This is a genomic window from Streptomyces sp. NPDC048057, assembly GCF_040653095.1.
Lineage (GTDB): Bacteria > Actinomycetota > Actinomycetes > Streptomycetales > Streptomycetaceae > Streptomyces.
On the sequence record NZ_JBEZNF010000004.1, the window covers coordinates 96,100 to 120,434 of the forward strand.

Sequence of the window (24,335 nt, forward strand, 5' to 3'; positions counted from 1 at the left end):
CCGTCCCCCACCCGCTCCCCCACCCACCCCCACAACGCAAGCGCCCCCCACGCACCCGCCAGAGCCGACCTACCCTTGCTGCCTTCCGGCCCTGGGGGAGTTCAGTCAGATAGCGCCACGTGAGGGGCTCCGCACAGGGTACCTGATGAACGGGGGTGGGAACGAGTTCGCTAGCACTCCTCAACGTCTTGTATTGTTTGCCGCGGAGGATTCGCCTAGTGGCCTAGGGCGCACGCTTGGAAAGCGTGTTGGGGGCAACCCCTCACGAGTTCGAATCTCGTATCCTCCGCCAGTGCCTCACCGGGCACGATGTCGAAGGGCCCCACCGCAAGGTGGGGCCCTTCGACGTTTCCGGCTGCGGCTCCCGGCTCACCGCCCGTTGAGGGCGGTCCGGCACGGGGTGCAGTACATGGCCGCGTTCCGGCCGTAGCGCCGCATCATCTGGGCGCAGCCGGCGCACAGCCCCAGCTCCCAGGGCGGGCATCCCAGGGCCGCGGAGGCGGCGGCGCGTTCGACGGTGGTGATCCGCATCGGGGTGCCGGAGGGCTGGACCGGCATGCGGGGCAGGGTGAAGCCGCCGGTGGGCCGGTCGAGGTCGCGGAGGCGCCGGCCGTCGCTCACGAACCAGCCCTCCTCCCCGGCCCGGCAGGTGCGGTCGACCTCCTGCTCGGCGAAGGTGATCGCGTCGTCCTCGTCCTCGGTCGAGGCCGTCGGGAGAGGGGTCTTCTCACCGATGAGCTCCTGCCACAGCGCCCGGTCGTCGGCCGAGACCCACATGTGTCGACCGGTGCGGCCGTCTCGCCGGTCGGGCACGCGGACCGGGACGCTCTCGCCCGTCGCGCTCCGCACCACCAGGTCCTCGATGTGGACGGGTTTCCGCTGCGGTAGGCACAGGGCCGGGACGAACCAGTCCGCGTGGATCGCGCCGCAGTGGCCGGCGCCCTCGCTGTCGAGGCAGTGGCGGTCGCTGCTCGGTACGCACTTCCAGACTTCGAGGTGCCGGTACCCGCCGCGGATCACCATCTCCTTGCCGTCGGCGATGTCCTTCCACGGCATGTCGTCGACGCGCGCCCAAGGCGCCCGGTCGATCAGGGAAGCCGTCCGGTCCTTCGCCACCCAGAGCGGGGTGATGCCCTGCTCCAGTGCGTTGGCCGTGCGCCGGTGGACGCTGCTGGGGCTGATGTGGTGGTACTGGATCTCCCAGCCGATCCGCACCCCGTCAGGTCCGGTGACGACGGCGTCTGAGACGCCCCGCCGGTGGGCGAGGGGAACCTCCGCCTCCGCGGCCAGCCCGCACCGCGCGGCGGTCTCGACGACCCTCTCCTTGGTGGCCCTGTGCTGGGCGCTCTCCGCCGGGGTAGCCCTGTGCGTGATCGGAAGGTGCGAGGCGACGAGCGGTCGCCGACCGCCCACCCGCCCCCGGCGCACGAACATCCAGGGCGACTTGCCGCCCGCTTCGGACTCGCACCGCTGCCCCCGGTGGTGCGCGAGGCACTCCAGCAGTCGGGGGTTCCGCCGGGAGACGCTGGTCGTGATCTCCTGGAGCAGGCCGGGGTAGCCCTCTACTCCGAGGTCGGGCTTCGTCAGATTGATCTCAATGCCGTATTCCGTATGCCACACGCCATTGGCCATCTCTCCACGGTACGAGCGGACTTCGGCCCCCGACAGAGCGCGTGGACGCACGCGTTCACCGCTCCGGGCCGGCGAAGGCGGTGGCCGATTGCGGCCGGGCGCCCTCTCCGGCCCCGTCCGTACCCGGCCGTAGGGCTCCGTCGGGCGCTTGATCCGGCCGCCCCCCGTCAGTCCGTCGGTGAGGTGGCGGGCTGGGGGCGGCGGGGGTGGCGGCGGTCGGCGGGGCCCAGATGGGCCACGACGCTGCCGTAGAAGCGGTCGATCGCGCCGTCGACGCTGCGGATGAAGCCGGACTCCGTGGTGCCCCGCGTGCCTCCCATGCCCTTGAAGAGCGAGAGGCGGAACCCGGTGATCGCGGCGCCGTCGCGGGGCAGCAGGTCGCCCGGCTCGGGGCGCAGTCGTTCGAGCGTGCCCCGGGGGCCGTTGCCGGTTTCCACCAGCGTCTCCACGTGGAGGTCCGCCGGCGCCTCGGCCAGTGAGCGGATGAGGCGCTTGGCCGAGGAGAGGGGGTAGCCCCCTTCGGGGGCCGGGATGTCGACGGACGTGCGCAGCTTCGAGGTGCGCAGGTCGGCCGTGATCGTGAAGATGCCCGGCGTGCCGTCGATGCGCAGCTCCGAGGAGAGCCGGCCCTCCGTGCACAGCCGGTCGGCGGTCGCGGCCCGGCGGGAAGTCGGGTCGGTGCCGCGGCTGACGCGCTGGACGGGCAGGGCCTTCTGGCCCAGTTCGCCGCCGAGCCGGAGGCAGATCTGGCGGATGAGCTGCTCCCAGCTCACCACCACCTGGACGGCGCGCGGGTCTCCTTGGGTGAGGGTCTCCGCCTCGATGCCGTTGCGGACCGGGACCCATGCCGGGCCCATGTTCTGGAAGCCGTGGCAGCCGGAGTTCTCGTGCTGGAGGTAGTGGAGCAGTTCGTGCAGCAGCCAGGCGTGCGCGGCGTTGCCGACGCCCTCGTGGCGGATCAGCATCTGCGCCTGGTGCGCCACCTCCGCCCACGACAGGTGCCAGAGCGTGACCTTGTGCTTGCGCCGTCCGTCGATCTTGACGTCGACCAGCGGACGGCCGTCCAGGGCCACGTCGTTCGACAGGGTGATCACGGCCTCGTAGCCGCGGCGGGCCGCGATGTCCATGTAGTCCTGGACCTGTTCGGCCTTGAGCTGGTTGCCGTTGGTCTTCGTTTCGACGAGGGCCGTCCACAGCTTCCCGGCCCGCTCGACCCGGATCACGCCGTCCGGGCGCCGGGGGCTGTCGCCGTGGGGCAGCGAGACCTCGGTGAAGGTCTGCATCCGACCGGCGGGGGCGCCGAACGCCGCGGTGAGGCGGCGCCCGAACTCCGGCACCTCGGCCATCACCGAGAGGAGTACGGACGTGGCCCGCAGCTCCCGCTCCTTGTCGCTCCGGAGGGTCGGTACGGGGAAGAGCCGGGCGGGCCTCCACGAGTCGTTCTCGGCGAGGGACTTCTTGGTCACCTTGGGCAGCGTGACCTTCTTCTTGACCGTCCGCGTACCGCGTGCGCGCGGCGTCTGGGGCTTCGACGGCGTCGGCTCCGCGTCCGCGGTCCGCTCGGCACCGGGCGTCGGGTCCTCGGCGGCGGCGGTCGACGGTGCCGGTGCCACCGGTACCGGGGCCGGGGCCGCCGTTGGAGCCGGAGCCGCCGTCTCGGTGGCGGTCTTCGCAGCGGCGGCGTCGACGGCCTCGGCCGCCCCTGCCTCCTCCTCCGCCTCGTCGTCGATCTCGATGCCGAAGTCGGTGGCGAGCCCCGCCAGTCCGCTCTCGTACCCCTGCCCGACGGCCCGGAACTTCCACTCCTCGCCCCGCCGGTACAACTCGCCGAAGACGAACGCGGTCTCCACGCTCGCGTCGTCCATGGAGAAGCCGAGCAGCACCTCGTTCGCGCGGTCGGCGAGCGTCAGTCGGATGTCGTGGAGATCGCCGAAGCGGGCGCCTTCGTACCGGCTGGCGGCCACCACGATGCGGGAGACGTCCAGCGGCACCGCGGTCAGGTCGAGGCTGATGCGGTCCTCGCTGCCGCTGTCCGTCGGCGTCTTGCCCAGGAGCTGGACGCTGCCGTCGGCCGCGGCCGGGTGGTTGTAGAAGTAGAAGTCCGATTCGCTGCGGACCTTGCCGCTGTCGTCCAGGAGCAGGACCGACACGTCCGCGTCGCCGTCGCCCTCCGCGCTGCTCCAGCTCAGACCCACGATGACGCCACCGCTGTCCTCGCTCAGCGCCGCCAGGCTGACGTTGGCACCTTTGATCATCTCTCGCATGTGACCCCCCGGACACACGGGCCGCAGCATGCACTCCCCAGGCAGCCACAGCCATCTCGTTCTGTCATGCGGCACCTACTGAGTGCGCACGCACGAACCTAGCGCAACCGGACGATTACCAGGAGATGGATTCGTTGAATGGTCGACTGTGTGCTTGTCAAGGAAATCCGGGCGGGCCGACCCCGCACCTCGTGATTCGGTCAGCGGGATCCGTGCCATGGCGAGCCGGGACGGAAAAGGTGCAGGTGCGAGGGGGTGGGAGTTCGGCTGGAATGGGGTGGGTGTCAGGGGTGTGGGACGGAGGGCTGCTGTACCCTCCGCGTTTTGGTCTGAGGGGCGTGGGCCCGGAGGTGGGTTGGGTATGTCGTGGCGGTGCACCGGACTCGCGTGGCCGCAGGGGGCGCAGATGGCGGTGCTGGGGTGGGAGGGCGGTCGGGTCAGTCCGTTGACGGCCGGGAAGCAGTTGGGGCTGCGGGCCGAGGGGGAGCGCCGGTGCGTGGGGGCGCGGGGGTACGTGTGCCCCCTGGGCGCGTTGGTCCCGGGGCGCACCACCCGGGCGCGTTGTGGCGAGTGCGCGCGGTTGGACCGGGCGCACTCGGTGGCCGCGGACGGGGTGCCGGACGATCCGCGGACGTACCGCGTGTATCTGGCCTGGTTCGGGCCCGGCATGGTGAAGGTGGGGATCACGGCCGAGGAGCGCGGTGCGGCGCGGCTGTTGGAGCAGGGCGCGGTGGTCTTCAGCTGGCTGGGGCGCGGGCCGCTGATGGCCGCGCGGCGGACGGAGGAGTTGCTGCGGGCCGCGCTCGGGGTGCCGGACCGGATTCCGTACGCCGAGAAGCGGGCCGTGCGGGCCGCGCTGCCCGCCCGGGCCGAGGACCGCGCCGGCGAGGTGGCGGAGTGGCACCGGCGGGCGCTGGAGGTCCGGGAGTGGACCCAGACGCTGGAGCCGTTGGCGTACGAAGCGGTGGACCACGTCGCGGCGTTCGGGCTGGAGCGGCTGCCCGGCGCCGGGGCCGTGGTGCGGGAGCTGGTCGACGGCGGCGCGGTCGCCGGCACGCTGCTGGCCGTCGCCGGGCCCGACCTCCACCTCGCCGACGCGCAGCAACGGCACGTCGTCCTGGACAGCCGGTTGTTGGTGGGGTGGTCCCTGGTGGGCGCCGAGCCGACGGCCGGGATCTCCGTACCCGTGGTCGACGTCCGGGAGGAGGACGACGGCGTACAGGAGGGGCTGTTCTGACCTCGGACCGCGCTGTTCCGACCCGAGGACGTCCGCCTCGACGGCGCCGCGGCGCTTTTCTCAGGCAATTCCCATCTGGGGGCAAGGTCCTTTTGAGGCGGGCTTCTTAGCGTCGCCGCCATGACGCTGACGCCGACGACGCGACCGACGACGCACCCGACGCCGCTCACGAAGCAGCCGACCCGGACCCCGGCCCTGACTGCCGACCGGGGGCGGGGGGCCGACCCCTCGCCGTCCGCCCTGGTCAGAGCCGACGGCAGCCCGGTGCGCGTCCTGGTCGTCGAGGACGAGCAGGCGGTCACGGAGCTGCTGTCGATGGTGCTGCGCTACGAGGGCTGGGAGGTGCGCGGCGCCGACGACGGTGCCGGTGCGGTGCGCTGCGCCCGCGAGTTCGAGCCCGACGCCGTGGTGTTGGACGCCACGCTGCCGGACATGGACGGGCTCGCGGTCCTGAAGGAGCTGCGGCGCGAACTGCCCGACGTGCCGGTGCTGTTCCTCGCGGCGCGCGGCGCGGGCACGGCCCGGATCACCGGGCTGACGGCCGGCGGCGACGACCTGGTCGCCAAGCCGTTCTCGCTGGAGGACGTGGTGGCGCGGCTGCGGGGACTGATCCGCCGTACGAGCCTGCGCACCGGAGCACACCCGGGCGGCGCGGCGGCCGCCCGCAACGACTGCGTCCTCAGGGTCGGCGACCTGGTGTTGGACGAGGACAGCCGTGAGGTGTGGCGCGGGGACGAGTCGATCCATCTGACGGGGACGGAGTTCGAGCTGCTGCGCTATCTGATGCGCAATCCGCGCCGGGTGCTCAGCAAGGCACAGATCCTGGACCGGGTGTGGTCGTACGACTTCGGCGGGCAGGCGAACGTGGTCGAGCTGTACGTGTCGTACCTGCGGAAGAAGATCCACGCGGGGCGGACGCCGATGATCCACACCCGGCGCGGCGCCGGCTACCTCATCAAGCCCGGCGAATAGCCCGCACGCACCCAACCCGCACCCACCCACACGCACCCCGCGCGCCCCTCGCCGCGCGCCCCTGACCAACGTGGCGCGCCCCGCCCGATGCCGCGCGCCCGCGTGGGTTCCTGCGCGCCGGCGCCCGCTACCCGCGCTGGAACCGACACCCGCGCCGTGCCCGCCACCATGCGCCGGCAGGCACCGAGAAAGCAGTTGTACACCGTATAGCTAAGCCTTGTACGGTGTACGGGAACCTGTCCCCGTACACCGTACAAGGAGGTGCCCGTGGCAGCGCCCTCCACCGACGCCGCACCCGGCACGCCCCCGCTCGCCCCCACCGGCGGGCACCCCCAGCGCTGGCTGATCCTTGGGGTCATCTGTCTCGCCCAGCTCGTCGTGTTGATCGACAACACCGTGCTGAACGTGGCGATCCCCTCCCTCACCAGCGAGCTGGACGCCTCCACCTCGGACGTCCAGTGGATGATCAACGCGTACGCCCTGGTCCAGTCCGGCCTGCTGCTCACCGCGGGCAACGCCGCCGACCGCTACGGCCGCAAGAAGCTGCTCCTCGCCGGCCTCGCGATCTTCGGCCTGGGCTCCCTCGCCGCCGGGCTCTCCCAGACGTCCGCCCAGCTCATCGCCTCCCGCGCCGGCATGGGCGTCGGCGGTGCGCTGCTGCTCACCACCACCCTCGCCGTCATCGTCCAGATCTTCTCCGAGACCGAGCGCGTCAAGGCGATCGCGATCTGGTCGACCGTCAGCTCCCTCGGCTTCGCCATGGGGCCGCTGCTCGGCGGCGTGGTCCTGGACCACTTCTGGTGGGGCGCGATCTTCCTGATCAACCTGCCGGTGGCGGTGCTCGGCCTGTTCGCGGTCGCCGCGCTCGTACCGGAGTCCAAGAGCAAGCAGGGCGACCGGCCCGACCTGCTCGGCGCGCTGCTGTCCACGATCGGCATGACCGCGGTGGTGTTCGCGATCATCTCCGGGCCCGAGCACGGCTGGGGCTCCGGCCGGGTGCTGGTCGCGGCGGTGGTCGGCGTGGGCGTCCTCGTCGGCTTCGTGCTGTGGGAGCTGAAGATCCCGTACCCGATGCTCGACATGCACTTCTTCCAGAACCGGAAGTTCGTGGGGGCCGTCGCCGGCACGATCCTCGTCGCCTTCGGCATGACCGGGTCCCTCTACCTGCTCACCCAGCACCTCCAGTTCGTCCTCGGGTACGACCCGCTGGACGCGGGTCTGCGCACCGCCCCGATGGCGCTCATGGTCGTCCTGCTCAACTTCTCCGGGCTCGGCCCGCGGTTGCTGCTGAAGGTCGGCACCCCGCTGACCATCGCCATCGGCATGACGCTCGCCTCGGCCGGTCTCGCCGCGATCGCGCTGATGAGCGGCAACGGCTACGGCGGCATGCTCCTCGGCCTGGTCGTCATGGGCTCCGGTATCGCGCTCTGCATGCCGGCGATGGCCAACGCGATCATGAGCGCCATTCCGCCGGAGAAGGCGGGCGTGGGCGGCGGGATCAACGGCACGCTCGCGGAGTTCGGCAACGGCCTCGGCGTCGCCGTGCTCGGCGCGGTGCTCAACGCCCGCTTCGCCGCGCTCGTGCCGACCGCCGTCGGCGCCGCGTCGCTGCCGGCCGCGCTCGCCGCGGCGAGCGGACCCGACGAGCGGGCCGCGATCACCGACGCCTTCGCGTCGGGTCTGGAGACCAGCCAGCTCGTGGGCGCGGTCGCCGTGCTGGCGGGCGGTCTGCTGGCCGCCGCGATGCTGTGGCGCGCCGAGCAGGCGGACAAGGCAGACAAGACGGGCGGGCCGCGGCAGGGCGAGCCGGCAGGGACGGACGGGGCGGGGAAGCCTGACGGCGCCGTCCCGGAGGCATCCACCTCGGCATAGCATCGACACCGGTGACACGTGATTGCCGCGTGCGTGCCGAAATGACCCGGTGGCCGCCGCGGACGACGCGCCGGCGGCCACCTGCGAGGGCGAGCGAGAGGGGTGGCGCGATGGCGAACGCGACCGGCCGGACGGAGCGTCCCGTACGGCCCAGCGTCTGGCTGGACAGCGGAAAGCCCGAACGGGTCCGCAGGTCCGGACAGCCCTCCTCGCTCGACCGCGCGAAGATCGTCGAGACGGCGGTGCGACTGCTGGACGCGGAGGGCGCCGCGAAGTTCTCGATGCGCCGGCTCGCCGCCGAGCTCGACGTCACCGCGATGTCCGTCTATTGGTACGTCGACACCAAGGACGACCTCCTGGAGTACGCCCTCGACCACGTGTTCGCCAGCATGCACCTGCCGGACGTCACGGACCCGGAGCAGTGGCGCGAGCAGCTGCGCGCGCTGGCCGTGGAGTTGCGCAGCGTACTGGTGCGCCACCCCTGGGTCTCGCCCCTCGTCGGCCACTTCCTGAACATCGGCCCCAGATCGCTGGCGTTCGCCGCGGCGTCGCAGCAGGCCGTGGCGAACTCCGGGCTGCCGGAGGAGCGCCAGACCGCCGGCATCGCCTCCGTCTTCCAGTTCGTCTACGGGTTCGGGACGATCGAGGGGCACTACGTCGAGCGGTGCACCTCGGCCGGCATGACGCAGGACGAGTACTACCACATGGCCATGGGCGGCTTCACCGGGCAGCCCGCCTTCTCCGACTACCTGGACAACAGCCGCCGCATCATGAACGCGCGCGGCGGCGGCACGGTCGCCGAGATGCGCGCCCGCGACTTCGAGTACGCGTTGGACCTGCTGATCACGGGCATCGAGACAACGGCGGCGCGCACGTCCCAGGGCGCGCACGGCTGACCGCACGCCGGCGCGCACGCACGGGGCTCAGAGCACCGGCACACGGTCCACGGCGCCGGCACCGGCGCCGGCGCCGGCACCGGAACAGGCACCGGCGCGGTCACGACGACAGCGCAGTCACGCCGGCTGGTCGGCGGTGCGCGTACGGGCGTCCTCCGCCGCGGTCCCGGACGCCGGGCCGCCCCCGGGGCCGGCCTCCGGCGTGACCGTACGGGACTTGAGCGGCACCTCCTTGATGAAGAGAGTGACGAAGAAGGCGACCAGGGCGAACGGCGCCGAGTACAGGAAGACGTCGGCCACCCCGTGTCCGTACGCGCTCTCCACCACCGTGCGCACCGGCTCCGGGATCCGGGCGAGGTCGGGGATCCCGCCGCCCGCGGTCGCGCCCTGCCCGGCGCCCGCGGCCTCGGGCCCGAGCGCGGCGAGCCCGTCCTCGACGTGGTGGGTGACCCGGCTGCCGAGGACCGCGCCCAGCGCGGAGACGCCGATCGCGCCGCCGAGGGAGCGGAAGAAGACCACCACGGAGGAGGCCGCGCCCAGGTCCCGTCCGGAGACCTGGTTCTGGGTGCACAGCACCAGGTTCTGCATCATCATGCCGATGCCGAGGCCGAGGACGGCCATGTACGCGGCGATGTACCAGTACGGGGTGTCGTAGCGCATCGTGCCGAGCAGGCCGAGGCCGGCCGCGGTCAGCACGCCGCCGTTCACCAGCCACGCCTTCCAGCGCCCCGTCCGGGTGATGACCAGGCCGGAGACGGTGGAGGAGAGGAAGAGGCCCGCGATCATCGGGATGGTCATCACCCCGGACATGGTGGGCGACTGGCCCCGGGCGAGTTGGAAGTACTGGCTGAAGAAGACCGTGCCGGCGAACATCGCGACGCCGACGAAGAGCGAGGCGACGGCCGCCAGCGAGATGGTGCTGTTGCGGAACAGCCGCAGCGGGATGATCGGCTCGTCCGCGCGGGACTCCACGTACAGGAAGGCCGCGCCGAGCAGCAGCGTGCCGCCGACCATCGCGGCGGTCTGCCAGGACGCCCAGGCGTACCGGTCGCCGGCGAAGGTCACCCACACCAGCAGCAGGGACACGGCCGCGCTGATCAGGCCGGCGCCCGCCCAGTCGACCTTGACCCGGCGCTTCACGACGGGGAGGTTCAGGGTCTTCTGGAGGACGACGAGGGCGAGCAGGGCGAAGGGGACGCCGGCGTAGAAGCACCAGCGCCAGCCCAGCCACTCGGTGTCGGTGATCACGCCGCCGAGCAGCGGGCCGCCCACGGTCGCCACCGCGAAGGTCGCCCCGAGGTAGCCGCTGTAACGGCCGCGCTCCCGCGGGGAGATCATCGCGGCCATGATGATCTGCGACAGCGCGGTGAGCCCGCCGACGCCGATGCCCTGGACGACGCGGCAGGCGATGAGCATGCCCGTGCTCGTCGAGAAGCCGGCCGCGATCGAGCCGGCCATCCATATGACGAGCGACGTCTGGACGAGCAGCTTCTTGCTGAAGAGGTCGGCGAGCTTGCCCCACAGCGGGGTGGTCGCGGTCATGGCGAGCAGGGCGGCGGTGACGACCCAGGTGTAGCCGCTCTGGCCGCCGCCGAGGTCGGTGATGATCTGCGGCAGCGCGTTGGAGACGATCGTGGACGACAGGATGGCGACGAACATCCCGATCAGCAGCCCGGACAGCGCCTCCATGATCTGCCGGTGGCTCATGGGGGCGGTCTCGTCGTCGTGGGCGTGCGGCTGTGCCGACACGGGGCGGCCGTCGCCCCCCGTACCGGCCCGTGCGGTCGAAGCCATGTGTGTCCTTCTCGTACGTCGTCCTGGGAACGGCCGGTGCGGTGGCGCCCCCTTGGTCATGCGTGGTCGTGCGGGAGTTCGCGTGGTGCTGGCGGTGCTGGCGGTGCTGGCGGTGCTGGCGTTGTGGCGGATGCGGCGGATGCGGCGGCGGGTGCTGCCGATACGGGCAGCGGAACGCGGCAGTCCGCGCCGAAGGAGTCCCGCAGCCGCGTCAGCATCGCGATCAGGTCCTCGACCTCGCCGTCGGACCAGCCGTCGAGCCGGTGCGAGAACATCTCCGCCGTGCGGTCGTGCAGCTCCGTCAGCTTGGCCGCGCCCGCCGGGGTGAGCCGCAGGATCCGGGAGCGCCGGTCCGCGGGGTCGCGGACGCGCTCGACCCAGCCGCGGTCGACGGTGTGGGCGACGTGTCTGCTGGTCACCGACATGTCGATGGCGAGCAGCTCGCCGAGGCGCCCCACCCGCATCTCGCCGTGCCGGTGCAGCAGGGAGAGCGTGGCCGCGGGGCCCGACGGGCAGTCGGTGGGCAGCGCGCGCAGCAGACCGCGGCGCAGGATGCCGATCGCGTTGAGCTGACGGGCCAGTTCCGCGTAGAGCGCCTGAGCGGCCATGACCCGGGATCCTCCCCTGCTCTCAGTGACATCGAGGTTGTTGCTTAGAGCAACCATAGATTTATTTGGTTGCTCTAGGCAAACGAAATGGTGCGTGCGGGAGTAAAGGAACCCCAAAGCCTTCGCCGCGGGCGGGCGCGGTCGGGGGTTGGGTGGGCGGGGGTCGTTCGCTAGGGTCGTGGCCCATGGCACACCAATCCCAGACTCCTCAAGGTCAGGGCTCCGACGGGGGCCACGACCCCGCGGGCAACACGCAGATGTTCCGTGCGTTCGTCGACGAGGGCGCGCCCCAGGGGCGCGGGCGGGCCGCCGAACCGCAGTCCGGGCCCCGCGTCGGGCTGATCGTCGGGGTCGTCGCGGCGGTCGTCGCCCTCGGCGCGGTCGTCTGGCTCGCCCTGGGCTGAGGCGCCCGGGACTCCAGCGGCCCCTGCGGGCGCTCGTTACTTCCAGGCGGCCGTGACGTCCTGCGTCTCGATGCGCATTCCCAGCGGTACGCGCCAGGCGTCCACGCACACCGTGTACGTCTGCGAGCGCTTCGCCCCGGCCGCGATCGGCGCGGGCAGCGGCTGGCTGGTCTCGACGGTGGCCCAGTCGACGCCGAGGGCCCCGATGACGTGCGTCTCGAAGGTGGCGGTGCCCGATGTGACCGCCGTGCCACCGGAGTTGCGGAACTCGACGGTGACCTCTTCGCACCACCTCTTGTCCAGCCCCTTGCGGACCGGGTCGCCGACCGCCAGCACGGCGGGGCCGGCAGGGGGGCGCGGCGTGGGAGCGGGGGCGGTCGAGGGCGGGCGGGCGCCGGGGCGGACGGGGGCGGACGGGGCGCTGGGCGCGCCCGGTGACGTACCAGGTGCACCGGAGGAGCCGGATGAGCCGGAGGTGCCGGACGAAGTGCCGGGCGTCGCACCGGAAGAGGACGTACCGGATCCGCCGCTCGACGGCGTGGGCGTCGGGCCGGCGTTCGAGGACGGCGGGGTGGCGGAGCCGGACCCCGTTGAGTCCGACGGTGTCGCGGACGTGCTTCCGGGCTCCAGCGGGATCAGCTCGATCTCGCCCTTCGGCGGGACCGCGCCGTCGGGGGACCCTTCGGCCCCCGCGCCCACCGCCGCGTATCCGTCGTCGTCACCGCTCCCGCCGCATGCGGTGAGCGCTCCGCCCAGGCAGAGCGCCGCCGCCGCGAGGACTGCCCTCTGACGTCGTCGTCGCATCGCGCCAGTGTGTCTGACGCTCCGTCAATAAGGAAGCCGTCGGCGAAGGTCCGCGGCGCGGACGGCGGACGTGCCCGTCGCGCCGGCGGTGTCGGCCGCGTCGTTCGTGCTGGGTCGGTCCGGTCGGCGCCGGTCGGACCAGCCAGGTGGGTGAGGCGTCAATCCACGGTCGATCCAGGGCCGGTCCGCGGTCGGCCGCGGCCAGGCCACCGTCAATCCAGGGCCGGTTGGCGGTCAGTCCGCGGTCAGGCCGTGGCGCAACTGCGCGAGCGTGCGCGTCAGCAGCCGGGAGACGTGCATCTGCGAGATGCCGACCTCCTCGCCGATCTGCGACTGCGTCATGTTCGCGAAGAAGCGGAGCATGATGATCTGCCGCTCGCGGGGCGGCAGTTTGGCCAGCAGCGGCTTCAACGACTCGCGGTACTCCACGCCTTCGAGCGCCGAGTCCTCGTAACCGAGGCGGTCCGCGAGCGAACCCTCGCCGCCCTCGTCCTCCGGGGACGGGGAGTCCAGCGAGGAAGCGGTGTACGCGTTCCCCACGGCGAGGCCGTCGACGACCTCCTCCTCCGACACCCCGAGCACGGCGGCCAGTTCGGGAACGGTCGGCGAGCGGTCGAGGCGCTGGGCGAGCTCGTCGCTCGCCTTGGTCAGCGCGAGGCGCAGCTCCTGGAGGCGGCGCGGCACCCGCACCGACCACGAGGTGTCGCGGAAGAAGCGCTTGATCTCGCCGACGACGGTCGGCATCGCGAACGTCGGGAACTCCACGCCGCGTTCGCAGTCGAAACGGTCGATGGCCTTGATGAGCCCGATCGTGCCGACCTGGACGATGTCCTCCATCGGCTCGTTCCGGCTGCGGAACCGGGCCGCCGCGTACCGCACGAGGGGCAGGTTCAGCTCGATCAGGGTGTCGCGGACGTACGTGCGCTCCGGGCTGTCGCCGGCCTGCTGGGCGTCCAGCGCGCGCAGTCGCAGGAAGAGCGAGCGGGAGAGCGTACGGGTGTCGATGGCCCCGCCGCTGCTGGTCACGTCGGCGATCGGCTCGGGCGGGGAGTCGGCCGCGGACAGCGACTCCGACGGCTTCGGCAGCGTCCCGTCCGTCTCCGACATCGATGACAACGGCTCTGACGTGGGCGAGAGCACGGGCGCGGGCGTGAGCGTGAGCACCTTCGAGCTGCCCTGTTCTACGGACATGCCACCCCCTAGAGGTCGCGGTCGGTCGCGGTGGCCGCGACCAACGGAGGAACGCAGCCTGCCCCTGAGATACCGGCACAGGGCCTGCCGCAAACGCGTCATCCGCAGAATGTCACATGTCGGCAACACGCTGAAGTGACATGTCGACAAGTGATGAAGGAAACGATGCAGGAAGCAGCAGGTACGCGTGCGACGTCCTGCGGAAGAACCTCCGAGAGGTCTCTACCCGTTCCGACTACGCTTCGATCCTGTTTGCGGATCGCAATCGAGCGAAGCTCCGGGCGAGGAGTCTTGACACGTGCATCTGTGAGACGCCGAGCTCCTGACTGATCTGCGACTGCGTCAGATTGCTGTAGTAGCGCAGCATCAGGATCCGCTGCTCGCGCTCCGGGAGCTGGACGAGCAGGTGCCGTACGAGGTCCCGGTGTTCGACGCCGGCGAGCGCAGGGTCCTCGTACCCGAGCCGGTCGAGCAGTCCGGGCAGCCCGTCGCCCTCCTGCGCCGCCTCCAACGAGGTCGCGTGGTAGGAGCGGCCCGCCTCGATGCAGGCGAGCACCTCGTCCTCGCCGATCTTCAGTCGCTCGGCGATCTCGCCGGTCGTGGGGGTGCGGCCGTGAGCCGTCGTCAGGTCCTCGGTGGCACCGTTCACCTGGACCCACAGCTCGTGCAGCCGGCGCGGGACGTGCACGGTGCGCACGTTGTCCCGGAAGTATCGTTTGATCTCGCCGACGACCGTCGGCATCGCGAAGGTGGGGAACTGCACCCCGCGGTCGGGGTCGAACCGGTCGATCGCGTTGATCAGCCCGATGGTGCCGACCTGGACGACGTCCTCCATCGGCTCGTTGCGACTGCGGAACCGGGCCGCCGCGTACCGCACGAGCGGCAGGTTCGCCTCGATCAGCGCGGCCCGGACGCGCGAGTGCTCCGCGGTGCCGGGGACGAGCCCCTTCAGCTCGCCGAAGAGCACCTGGGTGAGGGCGCGGGTGTCCGCGCCCCGGCTCTGGGGGCGGACGGGCGCGCCCCCCTCGCCCGCGGTTCCGTCCGCGGGCTCCTCGGTGGCCCCGTCCGCCGTCCCGTCCGTCCGCCGGTCCGCCCGTACGACGCCCTTGTCGGCTTCGTCCTCGGGGGCCTGGGCGGACGGTGGCACGGCCGGGCGCTCGTTCTGAGGCGGCGCCTGATGAGGCGCGGTACTGGCCGGCACGATGACGCCACCCCTTTGCGGTCGACTACGGTCAACTCATCCGTCAAAAGCGGTCATAGCATCACAAGACATGTCCACTGTGTGCAAGCACCAGATAACACCGTGTTGAGGGCAAGTTGGGCCTCAAACCTCAAAAAGCCCCTTGCCTCTGAGGCAAGGGGCCGTCGAACTACCTCGAACGGGCTCGAACGCGCTGCTGAACGGCGCTCAGATCTCGTAGTCGGCGATCACCCACGTGGCGAACGCCCGCCACTGGCCGGCGGCTGCCCGGTGGGCCGGGTGCTCCAGATAGCGCTTCAGCGCATCGCGGTCGACGACGGCGGAGTTGATGGCGAAGTCGTACGCGATGGGACGGTCCGAGATGTTCCACGCGCACTCCCACTGCACCAGCTCCGGCACCTCCCCCTCCAGCGCCCGGAACGCCTCGACCCCGGCGACGACGCGCGGCTCGTCCCGCTCGACGCCTTCGTTCAGCTTGAAGAGGACCAAGTGGCGGATCAAGGGGCGCTCCTCCGGTGCGTGGCCGGCCGGTCGGCCGGGTGCGGGGCCGCGGCGGCGTCCTCGCCGCCCGGGGCGTACGTACGACCCCGTCGGCACCGGGACCCGTGCTCGGGCCCCGGTCGGGACCTCCTTCGAGGCCCTAAGTGACCAGCTCGGTCATGAACTCACCGATGCTGTCGGCCGCGTCCGATATGCCCTGGAAGCCTATCTGGACCAGGTCCGCGGCTCTTTCCGGGGTCTTGATGATCGTGTACAGCACGAAAACGACGAGCATCCAGAGCACGACCTTCTTCGCCTGCGCCATAGCCCCTTGCCTCTCGACGTTCCCCGTGAGCGATCGCGGAAGTCTAACCGAGCGTTTATGGACCAAGGGCCCGACCATCGAGGCCCTTTGCCGATCGGATTCCGCCCGCGCGGGGAGCAGGATGGGCAGCGGACCGCGCGGATCTGGCAGGAATCCCGCGGCCGGGCGACCGGCCCCCACTGCGGGGCCGCGTGCCGCGCGCTTCCCCCGACGCGGCACGGGCCTGTGGCCGGCCGCACACGGGGGAAGCGGCAGTCCCCCCGTAGCCGCTTCCCCCGGTCTCGGCCCGCCCGTCACCCCGTACGGCCGCGCACGGACAGGCCCAGAGGGATCAACTGCGCTGACACCGGTCGCACGCCCCGTGTTCTCCGGCCCGAACCGGACGTCCTCCGCTGCCCTGACCTGCGGCTCGGCACAGAACGAAGGGGCCCGGTTCTTCGAACCGGGCCCCTTCGCACAAGAGCGGTAGCGGAGGGATTTGAACCCTCGGTGACTTGCGCCACACTCGCTTTCGAGGCGAGCTCCTTCGGCCGCTCGGACACGCTACCGGGAGAGAGCTTAGCCCAAGGTGGGCCGCGGGCTGAAATCCGTATCCGCGGTGGGGGCGGTCGGGGCTCAGCGGTCGCGGAAGAAGGTCGTGAGCGCCGCCGCGCACTCGTCCGCGAGGACACCCTCGATCACTTCGGGGCGGTGGTTGAGCCGGCGGTCCCGTACGACGTCCCACAGCGAGCCGACGGCCCCCGCCTTCTCGTCGCGCGCGCCGTAGACCACCCGGCCCACCCGGGACTGGGTGATCGCGCCCGCGCACATGGTGCACGGCTCCAGGGTGACCACCAGGGTGCAGTCGGTCAGGCGCCAGCCGGAGAGGCGTTCCGCGGCGCGGCGGATCGCGAGGACTTCGGCGTGGGCGGTGGGGTCGCCGGTGAGTTCGCGTTCGTTGTGGGCGGCGGCGATCACGGTGCCGGCGCCGTCGAGGACGACGGCGCCGACCGGTACGTCACCGGAGCGCGCGGCGCGCACCGCCTCGGTGAGCGCGGTGCGCATCGGCGACACCCAGGGGTCCCGCACGGGGTCGCGCCCCCCGGGCGCCGCTGCCACTTCCGTCACTAGCGCACGGCCTCCAGGACTTCGCCCGCGCCCAGCGCTTCGGCGATCTCTCCCAGGACGTCGGTGTCCAGGGTCAGCAGGTCGGTCTGGGACAGGCCGAAGTCGGCGAGGAGGTCGCCGTCGCCGGCCGGTCCCGCGGGGACGGCGCCGTCGGTGCCGGGCGGAGCGTCGTCGTCCTCCGTGTCCGGCTCACCGTCTTCGGTGCCGTCGAGGTCGAGGGCGTCGAGGTCGCCGGCCGGGTCGTCATCGTCCCCGCCGAGCAGCTCGTTGGTCAGGATCTCCCCGTACGAGGAGCGGGCGGCCGAGGCCGCGTTGGAGACGAAGACCCGGGGGTCGTCCTCGCCCTCCACCCGGACGAGGGCGAACCAGGCGCCCTCCTGCTCGATGAAGAGGATCACCGTGTCCTCGTCGATCGAGGCGTCCCGGGCCAGGTCGGCCAGGTCCGACAGGGTCTCAACATCGTCGAGCTCTGTGTCGCTCGCTTCCCACCCGTCTTGAGTGCGCGCGAGCAGTGCGGCGAAGTACACCGTGACTCTCCCACTGATCAGAGGTGTGACGACCGGGCGGCGCGGCATGAGTGCCCCGCCCAATCGGAATCGTGGCAGAAACCGGAGCTTTGCGAGAGGTCTTCCGTCGTTGCGTCGGCCACCAGTTGTTTTGCGCGCTCCATCGGAGTTACCAGCGGAAGGTCCGCATGCGCATCTGCTGGCGCATCCGGGCGGCCCTGGCGCGCCGGGGCTGGACGCGGTCCCGCAGCGCCTTCGCCTCGTTCAGCTCGCGCAGGAAGGCGGCGCGGCGCCGGCGGCGTTCGGCGTCCTCCGCGGACTCGTCCCGCTCACCGCGGTTGCCCGGCTCCTCCTGCTCCGCGCGCTCCTCCCGGCGCTCCGCGCGCTCCTTCTCTACGTGCTCTGCGTCCTCCGGCTCCGGCACGGGCCTCACCACCCCACGGCTCTACGTAAGCCTCCACCTTCCCTCGCTCACCTCGCTTGATGCGAGCCGGGCTACTGTGGACGGCATGCGGATCCACGTTGTCGACCACCCGCTGGTGGCGCACAAGCTCACGACGTTGCGCGACAGGCGCACCGACTCCCCGACCTTCCGGCGGCTCGCCGACGAGCTGGTCACCCTGCTCGCGTACGAGGCGACCCGGGACGTGCGCACCGAGCAGGTCGACATCGACACGCCGGTGACCAGGACCACCGGGGTGAAGCTGTCGCACCCGCGTCCCCTGGTCGTGCCGATCCTGCGGGCGGGGCTCGGGATGCTGGACGGCATGGTCCGGCTGCTGCCGACGGCCGAGGTCGGCTTCCTCGGGATGATCCGCAACGAGGAGACGCTGGAGGCGTCCACGTACGCCACGCGGATGCCGGAGGACCTGTCCGGGCGGCAGGTGTACGTGCTCGATCCGATGCTGGCGACCGGTGGCACGCTCGTCGCGGCGATCCGCGAGCTGATCGCGCGGGGCGCCGACGACGTGACCGCGGTGGTGCTCCTCGCGGCGCCCGAGGGCGTGGAGATCATGGAGCGGGAGCTGGAGGGCACTCCGGTGACGGTCGTGACCGCGGCCGTCGACGAGCGGCTGAACGAGCACGGCTACATCGTGCCGGGGCTCGGCGACGCGGGCGACCGCATGTACGGCACGGCGGACTAGTGACCTGAGTCGGAGGTTTGTCGTTGGTTGGGGTGTGAGTCGTCCTGGACCGAAGATTCCTCCGTTGTCGTTGACCGATGCCCAGAGGGTGGTGCTGGAGGGCTGGGTTCGTCGTCGTTCGACGGCCCAGGCTCTGGCCCAGAGATCGCGGATCGTGCTGGAGTCCGCCGAAGGCCACTCGATCGCGGAGGTGGCCCGCCGGGTGGGCGTCGTCGCGGACACGGTCCGCACCTGGCGCCGCCGGTTCATCGAACGGGGCCTGGAGGGCCTGTGCGACGAGCCACGGCCGGGTGTCCCCAGGAAGATCACCGACGCGGACGTCGAGCGGGTGATCGTCAAAACCCTGGAGGAAACACCGCGCAACGCCACCCACTGGTCGACACGGTCCATGGCCGCAGCGACCGGGATGTCGCAGTCGGCGGTCTCCCGGATCTGGAGGGCGTTCGCCCTCGCCCCGCACCGCTCGCAGACCTTCAAACTCTCCACCGACCCGTTCTTCATCGACAAGGTCCGCGATGTCGTCGGCCTCTACCTCGACCCACCGGAGAAGGCACTCGTGCTCTGCGTGGACGAGAAGTCCTCCATCCAGGCCCTGGACCGGTCCCAGCCGGTCCTGCCGATGATGCCCGGAGTCCCCGAACGCCGCAGCCACGACTACATCCGCGCCGGCACCACCACCCTCTTCGCCGCCCTCGAAGTCGCCACCGGCAAAGTCATCGGCTCCCTCCACCGCCGCCACCGCGCCACCGAGTTCAAAAAGTTCCTGGCCAAACTCGACAGGGAGGTGCCCGCAGGGCTGGACGTCCACCTGATCCTCGACAACTACGCGACCCACAAGACGCCGGACATCAAGAAGTGGCTGCTGGCCCATCCACGGTTCCACCTGCACTTCACACCGACGAGTGCTTCGTGGCTGAACCTGGTCGAGCGGTGGTTCGCCGAGCTCACACAGAAGAAGCTCAAGCGCGGCGTCCACCGCTCCGTCCCAGCCCTCGAACGCGACATCCGGGCATGGCTCGCCGACTGGAACGAGCACCCACGACCCTTCGTCTGGACCAAGACAGCCGACGAGATCCTCGACAAAGTCGCCGCCTACTGCCGACGAATCTCCGACTCAGGTCACTAGGGCCTGTCTTACGGATCAGGCTGGATGAGGGAGCGGGGTCTGGTGCCGTGGATCTCAAGGCGGAGGAGGGAGCCAATGCGGAGTATTGGCGACCGACGACAACGCGGAGTGGGGGTACCTCCCGGGCCGAAGGCCCAGGGGGAATGGTGCCAGGGCACGCGAGCCCAGCAAGATCCGTAAGACACGCCCTAGCTCAGTCCGCGCGTCACGGCGGCGCGGTTCAGCAGGTGGTCTTGGACTTGGGGGCCGGCTTCGCCAGGGCCACCAGCGCCTGCTCCGCCGTCGGCTTCGGGGCGAGCGCGGTGAAGGACGTGCCGAGGATCAGGTCGACGTCGCCGGTCGTGCGCGCGTCCGTCTTCGTCGTCGCGCCGGAGAGCTGCGTGGACAGCACGGAGAACGGTCCCTTCGTCGCCCCGGGTGCCCCCAGCAGGACCGCCGCTCCCGGCACCTTCTTGTCGTACTCCGCCGTGGCGTTGCCCACCTTGCCGATGGTGAAGCCGCGGGCCTTCAGCTCGTCGGCCGCCGCCTTGGCGAGACCGCCGCGCGGGGTCGCGTTGTAGACGTTCACCGTCACCTGGGCCGGCTTGAGGGTGATCGGCGCGGCCGGCGGGGGCGTGGCGGTGTTCTTCGCCGGCTGGCAGCCGGCCTTGCGGGACGCCGTGGTCTCCTTGTCGGAGCCGCCGGTGAAGGCGTCGATGAGCTGGACCGTTCCCCAACCGGCCAGGCCGAGGGCCACCACGCCGGCGACGGCCGCCGTGACGATCCTGCGGCGATTGCGGGGGCGGCGCATCCGGGGGTACTTGTCGCCCGTGATGCGGTACTTTCCCCCCATCCCGGGAGGAGTCAGCATGCTCATGGTCGCAGCGTAGTGCGACCGGCCCGCCGTGCGTACAAGATGATCAACGCGTGACCCCCGTACGGCCCTGGAATGGGCCCGAAAGGATCAGTGGGGCGCCGCCGATCAGGCGGGACGCGCCCCGGGCGTCGGCCCGTCCGGGGACGTCGGGCGTCAGCCCAGTTCGAGCACGCGGGCGTGCAGCACCTGGCGCTGCTGGAGGGCGGCGCGCACCGCGCGGTGCAGTCCGTCCTCCAGATAGAGGTCGCCCTGCCACTTCACGACGTGCGCGAAGAGGTCGCCGTAGAACGTCGAGTCCTCCGCGAGGAGCGTCTCCAGGTCGAGCTGCCCCTTGGTGGTCACGAGCTGATCGAGGCGGACCGGGCGCGGCGCGACGTCCGCCCACTGCCGGGTGGATTCCCGGCCATGGTCGGGGTAAGGCCGGCCGTTTCCGATGCGCTTGAAGATCACACGGAAAGCCTACCGGTCAAGCCCCTCCGGGCGCAGCCATGGCGGGCCGGTGCGATCCTGGTCGAAGCCTGACAAAGCAGATTTCGATCAGCGGTCGAAGAGCCGTGGACGAGACGTCGAAGAGCTGTCGACGAGCCGTGGAGCACGGCTCGGTGCGCAGTCGATCGGCGAAACCGGGAGATCTGGGGGCCGCATGGCCGAGAGCACGAGCAGCGCCGCCGGCGACGGGAGCCTTCCGGAGCCGGCGCGGACCATCGCCGCGGGGTACGCCCCGTCCGCCGCCGCCCTCGACCTCGGCGCACTGCTGTGGGACGGCCGTTGCCTCGCCGACGCCCCGATCCGCGTGCCGCTGGCGATGCTCAACCGCCACGGGCTGGTCGCCGGCGCGACCGGCACGGGCAAGACGAAGACGCTCCAGCTCCTCGCGGAGCAGCTCTCGGCCGCCGGCGTCCCCGTCTTCCTCGCGGACGTGAAGGGCGACGTGTCCGGGATCGCCGCGCCGGGCCAGCCGGGGGACCGGGTGCAGCAGCGCGCCGCCGAGGTGGGCCAGGAGTGGACGGCCCGCGGCTTCCCCGCCGAGTTCTACGGGCTCGGCGGGATCGGCCCCGGCATCCCCGTCCGGGCGACCGTCACCAGCTTCGGCCCGGTGCTGCTGGCCAAGGTGCTCCAGCTCAACCAGACCCAGGAGCAGTCGCTCGGCCTGGTCTTCCACTACGCGGACGCCAAGGGCCTGGAGCTGGACGACATCAAGGACCTGCGGGCGGTGGTCGCGTTCCTGGTCTCCGACGAGGGCCGGGCGGAGCTGAAGACCATCGGCGGGCTGTCGGCGGCGACCGCCGGCGTCATCCTGCGCTCCCTCACCGCCTTCGAACAGCAGGGCGCCGGCAGCTTCTTCGGCCGGCCCGAGTTCGACACCGGGGAGCTGCTGCGCACGGCCGACGACGGGCGGGGCGTGGTGTCGGTGCTGGAGCTGGCCGCCGTGCAGGACCGGCCGCAGCTCTTCTCCACCTTCCTGATGTGGCTGTTGGCGGACCTCTTCCACGACCTGCCGGAGGTCGGCGACGTGGAGCGGCCGAAGCTGGTGTTCTTCCTCGACGAGGCGCACCTGCTGTTCACCGGCGCGACGAAGGCGTTCCTGGCGGCGATCACCCAGACCGTGCGGCTGATCAGGTCGAAGGGCGTCGGGGTCTTCTTCGTCACGCAGACGCCGAAGGACGTGCCGTCCGACGTGCTGGGGCAGTTGGGGAACCGGGTGCAGCACGCGCTGCGCGCCTTCACCCCGGAGGACGCCAAGGCGCTGAAGGCGACCGTGCAGACGTTCCCGAACTCGCCGTACGACCTGGAGGACGTGCTGACCGGGCTCGGTACGGGCGAGGCGGTGGTGACCGTGCTCAGCGAGTCGGGCGCGCCGACGCCGGTCGCGGCGACCCGGCTGCGGGCGCCGCAGTCGCTGATGGGGCCGATCGAGGCGGCGGCGCTGGACTCGGCGGTGCGGGCGTCGCCGTTGTACGGGCGGTACGCGCAGGAGGAGGACCGGGAGTCGGCGTACGAGAAGCTCACCGCGCGAACGGCACCGGCGCCCGCCCCGGAGAAGGCGGAGGCGCCCGCTCCCGAGAAGGAGCCGCCGGCTGCTGGGCGCCCGCCGACCCCGAAGGAGCAGGACTCCCTGGTCTCGCAGGTGGTGGGGAGCAGCGCCTTCACGTCGCTGGCCCGGTCGGTGGGGACCCAGTTGGGGCGGGAGATCACCCGGTCCCTGTTCGGGACCGCCCGGCGGAAGCGCTGACCGGGGGGCCTGCGAAAGGCCCGCCCGCGCCTCCGCCGGGAGGTCGCCGGGGCTGTTACTCCGTCACCGCGGAGTGGCCGCCGTTGGTGGTGCCCTCACCGGTGCTCGCGGCCGGGGCGACCGGCTTGCTCAGCGAGCTGATGTCGTGGGCGTAGGTGCCGGTCGCGTTGGCGATGATGCCGATGTTGATCCCGAACGCCGTCATGTTGACGTTGTTCAGGTCGTCCCCGGCGCTGTGGTAGTTCGGGTCGTACGAGATCCCGGCCGTGCCGCCGAACTTCGCGGCCTGCGCCGGGGTCTTCTTGACCTCGGCGCCGGTGAAGAGGCCGCCGGAGGGGATGCCGGCGGCGATGAACGGGCCGTAGTCGGAGCGGCCGGTGAAGTCCGAGCCCTCGTGCGGGGTGCCCCGCCCGTCCAGGAACTTCTGCATGTCGCGCTCGATCTGCTCCGAGCCCTTGGGGCCCGGTCCGGCGCCGACGCCGTCGGAGTTGTCGCCGTCGTAGATGAAGATGCCGTAGTTCGGCGAGGCGATCATGTCGAAGTTGAGGTACGCCTTGATCTCCTTCTTGCCGAGGGAGCTGAGGCCGGCGACGTACGCCTTCGAGCCGAGCAGGTCGTTCTCCTCGGCGGACCACCAGGCGAAGCGGATCTTGTTCGTGGGCCGCTTCTCGGCCTTGGCCAGCTCCTCGGCGACCTCCAGCAGACCGGCGGAGCCGGAGCCGTTGTCGTTGATGCCGGCGCCTTCGGAGACGCTGTCGAGGTGGGCGCCGAGCATGACCGTGTTCGCCGCGTTGCCGTGCTTGGTCTCCGCGATCACGTTCCGGGTGGTGCGGGTCTCCTGGAGCTGCCGCAGCTCCAGGGTGATCCGCACGGGCCCGTTCGCCAGCTCGCCGACGAGCTTCTCGCCCTCGGCCTGGATCAGTCCGCCAGTGGGGATCTTCACCCCGGCCGGGTCGCCGAGGGTGCCGCCCATCGAGCCTTCGGCGTTGTTGTAGACGAGCGCGGCGACGGCGCCCGCGTCCGCCGCGGTGGCCTGCTTCTGCGCGAAGGTGCAGCCGCCGCGCTTGATCAGGGCGATCTTCCCGGTGAAGGCGCCGGCCGCGTAGTCGGCGGGCTCACAGCCGGTGGTGTCGTCCACGGGGACGGCCGCGAGGTCGGCGGTGGTGCCGCCGGCCGGGGTGGACTTGGTGTAGTCCATCGCGGTGACCTGGACGGAGCGCGGCGCGGGCGAGACGACCGTCAGCTTCTCGGCCTGCGTCTCGATGTACGGGAACTGGAACGGCTGGTACGAGACGTCGTAGCCGAACTTCTTCAGCTGCTGGTACACGTACGCGGCGGAGGCGTCGTACCCGAGGGTGCCGGCTGCCCGGTTGCCGGTGGAGTCCGCTATCTGCTGGAACTTCTCCAGGTGTTCGTGGGCGTCGTCCGCGGAGGACTTCTTGACCAGCTTCGCCGCGAGCTTCGCGGCCGTGCGCGCGTCGCGCTCGGCCGGCGAGTGGCGGTCGGCCGAAGCGGGGGACGCGGAGGCCAGCAGCAGCGGTGTCGCAAGTGCGGCGGCGGCCAGGGCAGCCACGGCTCTGTGACGAGTTGCCTTCACCTGATTCCTTCCGTCGTGGACGTCACGTAATGGACATGTCGAAACCGGAAGCTAGCGGGGGCCGGCCTCCTAAGGGAACGCTTGT

General features: G+C 71.4%; 23 protein-coding genes, 2 tRNA genes and 1 other RNA gene. 9 read left to right on the forward strand and 17 right to left on the reverse strand.

Annotated elements, in window-relative coordinates; translation table 11 throughout:
• Nucleotides 1–33: 33 nt before the first annotated feature.
• Nucleotides 34–132: signal recognition particle sRNA small type (gene ffs, locus AB0E05_RS05765), an RNA gene on the reverse strand.
• Nucleotides 133–204: 72 nt separating this feature from the next.
• On the opposite strand from ffs, the gene AB0E05_RS05770 reads away from it, so the two are divergent.
• Nucleotides 205–292 (forward strand) — tRNA-Ser (locus AB0E05_RS05770).
• Between the two features lie 77 nt (nucleotides 293–369).
• Here the strand turns inward: AB0E05_RS05770 and AB0E05_RS05775 are convergent.
• Nucleotides 370–1,632 carry a hypothetical protein gene (locus AB0E05_RS05775; RefSeq protein WP_361959337.1) on the reverse strand — a complete coding sequence of 421 codons (1,263 nt, stop codon included), beginning with the start codon at nucleotides 1,630–1,632 and terminating at the stop codon, nucleotides 370–372.
• A gap of 167 nt (nucleotides 1,633–1,799) precedes the next feature.
• A complete protein-coding gene (locus AB0E05_RS05780; RefSeq protein ID WP_361959340.1) occupies nucleotides 1,800–3,887 on the reverse strand; it encodes a TerD family protein in 2,088 nt (695 codons plus the stop codon).
• A gap of 370 nt (nucleotides 3,888–4,257) precedes the next feature.
• On the opposite strand from AB0E05_RS05780, the gene AB0E05_RS05785 reads away from it, so the two are divergent.
• From AB0E05_RS05785 to AB0E05_RS05800, 4 genes are all read left to right on the forward strand, one after another.
• Nucleotides 4,258–5,133, forward strand: a complete 876-nt coding sequence (locus tag AB0E05_RS05785) for a DUF2797 domain-containing protein (RefSeq protein ID WP_361959343.1) — start codon at nucleotides 4,258–4,260, stop codon at nucleotides 5,131–5,133.
• Between the two features lie 120 nt (nucleotides 5,134–5,253).
• Nucleotides 5,254–6,105: a response regulator transcription factor gene (locus AB0E05_RS05790; protein ID WP_361959346.1), complete on the forward strand. Its 852-nt coding sequence runs from the start codon at nucleotides 5,254–5,256 to the stop codon at nucleotides 6,103–6,105.
• 267 nt (nucleotides 6,106–6,372) lie between these two features.
• A complete protein-coding gene (locus AB0E05_RS05795; RefSeq protein ID WP_361959349.1) occupies nucleotides 6,373–7,977 on the forward strand; it encodes an MFS transporter in 1,605 nt (534 codons plus the stop codon).
• A 110-nt stretch (nucleotides 7,978–8,087) separates the two neighbouring features.
• Nucleotides 8,088–8,873 carry a TetR/AcrR family transcriptional regulator gene (locus AB0E05_RS05800; protein WP_361959352.1) on the forward strand — a complete coding sequence of 262 codons (786 nt, stop codon included), beginning with the start codon at nucleotides 8,088–8,090 and terminating at the stop codon, nucleotides 8,871–8,873.
• Nucleotides 8,874–8,990: 117 nt separating this feature from the next.
• On the opposite strand, the gene AB0E05_RS05805 is transcribed toward AB0E05_RS05800, so the two are convergent.
• Both AB0E05_RS05805 and AB0E05_RS05810 read right to left on the reverse strand, forming a co-directional pair.
• Complete coding sequence (locus tag AB0E05_RS05805; RefSeq protein ID WP_361959883.1) at nucleotides 8,991–10,580, reverse strand: MDR family MFS transporter; 1,590 nt, start codon at nucleotides 10,578–10,580, stop codon at nucleotides 8,991–8,993.
• Nucleotides 10,581–10,723: 143 nt separating this feature from the next.
• Nucleotides 10,724–11,275, reverse strand: a complete 552-nt coding sequence (locus tag AB0E05_RS05810) for a MarR family transcriptional regulator (RefSeq protein ID WP_361959356.1) — start codon at nucleotides 11,273–11,275, stop codon at nucleotides 10,724–10,726.
• A gap of 185 nt (nucleotides 11,276–11,460) precedes the next feature.
• Between AB0E05_RS05810 and AB0E05_RS05815 the strand changes: the two genes are divergently transcribed.
• Nucleotides 11,461–11,679, forward strand: a complete 219-nt coding sequence (locus AB0E05_RS05815) for a hypothetical protein (protein ID WP_361959359.1) — start codon at nucleotides 11,461–11,463, stop codon at nucleotides 11,677–11,679.
• Between the two features lie 36 nt (nucleotides 11,680–11,715).
• On the opposite strand, the gene AB0E05_RS05820 is transcribed toward AB0E05_RS05815, so the two are convergent.
• The 9 genes from AB0E05_RS05820 to AB0E05_RS05860 form a co-directional block, all read right to left on the reverse strand.
• Entirely contained in the window at nucleotides 11,716–12,483 is a 768-nt protein-coding gene (locus AB0E05_RS05820) for a hypothetical protein (RefSeq protein ID WP_361959362.1), read from the reverse strand.
• 234 nt (nucleotides 12,484–12,717) lie between these two features.
• The gene (locus AB0E05_RS05825) at nucleotides 12,718–13,674 is read right to left on the reverse strand and encodes an RNA polymerase sigma factor SigF (RefSeq protein ID WP_361959365.1); all 957 of its coding nucleotides are present in this window, start codon (nucleotides 13,672–13,674) and stop codon (nucleotides 12,718–12,720) included.
• 235 nt (nucleotides 13,675–13,909) lie between these two features.
• Complete coding sequence (locus AB0E05_RS05830; protein WP_361959368.1) at nucleotides 13,910–14,875, reverse strand: RNA polymerase sigma factor SigF; 966 nt, start codon at nucleotides 14,873–14,875, stop codon at nucleotides 13,910–13,912.
• A gap of 207 nt (nucleotides 14,876–15,082) precedes the next feature.
• Nucleotides 15,083–15,376, reverse strand: coding sequence for a Dabb family protein (locus tag AB0E05_RS05835; protein ID WP_361959371.1), 294 nt, complete (start codon nucleotides 15,374–15,376; stop codon nucleotides 15,083–15,085).
• Between the two features lie 139 nt (nucleotides 15,377–15,515).
• Nucleotides 15,516–15,680 (reverse strand): hypothetical protein, encoded by a 165-nt coding sequence (locus AB0E05_RS05840; protein WP_361959374.1) that lies wholly within the window; start codon nucleotides 15,678–15,680, stop codon nucleotides 15,516–15,518.
• 463 nt (nucleotides 15,681–16,143) lie between these two features.
• Nucleotides 16,144–16,228 (reverse strand) — tRNA-Ser (locus AB0E05_RS05845).
• Nucleotides 16,229–16,295: 67 nt separating this feature from the next.
• Nucleotides 16,296–16,724, reverse strand: a complete 429-nt coding sequence (tadA, locus tag AB0E05_RS05850; RefSeq protein WP_361959886.1) for a tRNA adenosine(34) deaminase TadA — start codon at nucleotides 16,722–16,724, stop codon at nucleotides 16,296–16,298.
• A 62-nt stretch (nucleotides 16,725–16,786) separates the two neighbouring features.
• Nucleotides 16,787–17,314 carry a hypothetical protein gene (locus AB0E05_RS05855; protein ID WP_361959377.1) on the reverse strand — a complete coding sequence of 176 codons (528 nt, stop codon included), beginning with the start codon at nucleotides 17,312–17,314 and terminating at the stop codon, nucleotides 16,787–16,789.
• 148 nt (nucleotides 17,315–17,462) lie between these two features.
• On the reverse strand, nucleotides 17,463–17,717 hold the full coding sequence (locus tag AB0E05_RS05860) for a hypothetical protein (protein ID WP_361959380.1): 255 nt from the start codon (nucleotides 17,715–17,717) through the stop codon (nucleotides 17,463–17,465).
• Between the two features lie 85 nt (nucleotides 17,718–17,802).
• On the opposite strand from AB0E05_RS05860, the gene upp reads away from it, so the two are divergent.
• The gene (gene upp / locus AB0E05_RS05865; protein ID WP_361959383.1) at nucleotides 17,803–18,438 is read left to right on the forward strand and encodes a uracil phosphoribosyltransferase; all 636 of its coding nucleotides are present in this window, start codon (nucleotides 17,803–17,805) and stop codon (nucleotides 18,436–18,438) included.
• Nucleotides 18,439–18,472: 34 nt separating this feature from the next.
• Nucleotides 18,473–19,564: an IS630 family transposase gene (locus AB0E05_RS05870; protein WP_361959386.1), complete on the forward strand. Its 1,092-nt coding sequence runs from the start codon at nucleotides 18,473–18,475 to the stop codon at nucleotides 19,562–19,564.
• A gap of 220 nt (nucleotides 19,565–19,784) precedes the next feature.
• Here the strand turns inward: AB0E05_RS05870 and AB0E05_RS05875 are convergent, their stop codons facing one another.
• Entirely contained in the window at nucleotides 19,785–20,420 is a 636-nt protein-coding gene (locus AB0E05_RS05875) for a LytR C-terminal domain-containing protein (RefSeq protein ID WP_361959389.1), read from the reverse strand.
• Nucleotides 20,421–20,573: 153 nt separating this feature from the next.
• Nucleotides 20,574–20,870, reverse strand: coding sequence for a type II toxin-antitoxin system VapB family antitoxin (locus tag AB0E05_RS05880; protein WP_003955420.1), 297 nt, complete (start codon nucleotides 20,868–20,870; stop codon nucleotides 20,574–20,576).
• 193 nt (nucleotides 20,871–21,063) lie between these two features.
• Here AB0E05_RS05880 and AB0E05_RS05885 point away from each other — a divergent pair, with 193 nt between their 5' ends.
• Nucleotides 21,064–22,653 (forward strand): helicase HerA-like domain-containing protein, encoded by a 1,590-nt coding sequence (locus tag AB0E05_RS05885; protein WP_361959392.1) that lies wholly within the window; start codon nucleotides 21,064–21,066, stop codon nucleotides 22,651–22,653.
• A gap of 55 nt (nucleotides 22,654–22,708) precedes the next feature.
• On the opposite strand, the gene AB0E05_RS05890 is transcribed toward AB0E05_RS05885, so the two are convergent.
• A complete protein-coding gene (locus AB0E05_RS05890) occupies nucleotides 22,709–24,226 on the reverse strand; it encodes a M28 family metallopeptidase (RefSeq protein ID WP_361959889.1) in 1,518 nt (505 codons plus the stop codon).
• Between the last annotated feature and the right edge of the window lie 109 nt (nucleotides 24,227–24,335).

What these genes read in the sequence shown, in the direction of transcription:
- AB0E05_RS05840 (WP_361959374.1), bottom strand. Translation starts at nt 15,680, where the DNA reads ATGGCGCAGGCGAAGAAGGTCGTGCTCTGGATGCTCGTCGTTTTCGTG.
- AB0E05_RS05790 (WP_361959346.1), top strand. Translation starts at nt 5,254, where the DNA reads ATGACGCTGACGCCGACGACGCGACCGACGACGCACCCGACGCCGCTC.
- AB0E05_RS05785 (WP_361959343.1), top strand. Translation starts at nt 4,258, where the DNA reads ATGTCGTGGCGGTGCACCGGACTCGCGTGGCCGCAGGGGGCGCAGATG.
- AB0E05_RS05885 (WP_361959392.1), top strand. Translation starts at nt 21,064, where the DNA reads ATGGCCGAGAGCACGAGCAGCGCCGCCGGCGACGGGAGCCTTCCGGAG.
- AB0E05_RS05825 (WP_361959365.1), bottom strand. Translation starts at nt 13,674, where the DNA reads ATGTCCGTAGAACAGGGCAGCTCGAAGGTGCTCACGCTCACGCCCGCG.
- AB0E05_RS05780 (WP_361959340.1), bottom strand. Translation starts at nt 3,887, where the DNA reads ATGATCAAAGGTGCCAACGTCAGCCTGGCGGCGCTGAGCGAGGACAGC.
- tadA (WP_361959886.1), bottom strand. Translation starts at nt 16,724, where the DNA reads ATGCGCACCGCGCTCACCGAGGCGGTGCGCGCCGCGCGCTCCGGTGAC.
- AB0E05_RS05805 (WP_361959883.1), bottom strand. Translation starts at nt 10,580, where the DNA reads ATGAGCCACCGGCAGATCATGGAGGCGCTGTCCGGGCTGCTGATCGGG.
- AB0E05_RS05800 (WP_361959352.1), top strand. Translation starts at nt 8,088, where the DNA reads ATGGCGAACGCGACCGGCCGGACGGAGCGTCCCGTACGGCCCAGCGTC.
- upp (WP_361959383.1), top strand. Translation starts at nt 17,803, where the DNA reads ATGCGGATCCACGTTGTCGACCACCCGCTGGTGGCGCACAAGCTCACG.
- AB0E05_RS05775 (WP_361959337.1), bottom strand. Translation starts at nt 1,632, where the DNA reads ATGGCCAATGGCGTGTGGCATACGGAATACGGCATTGAGATCAATCTG.
- AB0E05_RS05810 (WP_361959356.1), bottom strand. Translation starts at nt 11,275, where the DNA reads ATGGCCGCTCAGGCGCTCTACGCGGAACTGGCCCGTCAGCTCAACGCG.
- AB0E05_RS05815 (WP_361959359.1), top strand. Translation starts at nt 11,461, where the DNA reads ATGGCACACCAATCCCAGACTCCTCAAGGTCAGGGCTCCGACGGGGGC.
- AB0E05_RS05820 (WP_361959362.1), bottom strand. Translation starts at nt 12,483, where the DNA reads ATGCGACGACGACGTCAGAGGGCAGTCCTCGCGGCGGCGGCGCTCTGC.
- AB0E05_RS05875 (WP_361959389.1), bottom strand. Translation starts at nt 20,420, where the DNA reads ATGAGCATGCTGACTCCTCCCGGGATGGGGGGAAAGTACCGCATCACG.